This window comes from Streptomyces hilarionis (assembly GCF_024539675.1).
GTDB classification, from domain to species: Bacteria; Actinomycetota; Actinomycetes; order Streptomycetales; family Streptomycetaceae; genus Streptomyces; species Streptomyces hilarionis.
This window is the reverse complement of record NZ_JAHHIT010000752.1, coordinates 1-265: the sequence shown is the minus strand read 5'-3', so window position 1 is coordinate 265 and position 265 is coordinate 1. Positions and strand designations below refer to the sequence as shown.

The window sequence follows — 265 nt, the reverse complement described above, 5'->3', positions numbered from 1 at the left end:
GAACGAGCCCCCGCAGCAGCCCTCCCGGCCGCCGCAGGGCGGGTTCGGTCCGCCCCCGCCCGCGCAGGACACCCCGCCGCAGGACACCCCGCCGAAGGACGCCGTCCCGCAGGACGCGACGCCCCAGGACACCCCGCCGCAGCCTGCCGCGCCCGACCTGTCCAAGGCCCCGCAGCCGGGCTACGGCCACCCCCAGGCGCAGCCCCAGGCCCAGCCGCCGGCGCCGGCCCAGCCCCAGGGACAGCCGCCCCAGCCGCCCCAGGCG

General features: G+C 82.3%; 1 pseudogene. It reads left to right on the top strand.

What is annotated here, in order from left to right:
* Positions 1-265: pseudogene (locus KMS84_RS40240) on the top strand (outer membrane protein assembly factor BamB family protein); the annotation flags it as partial.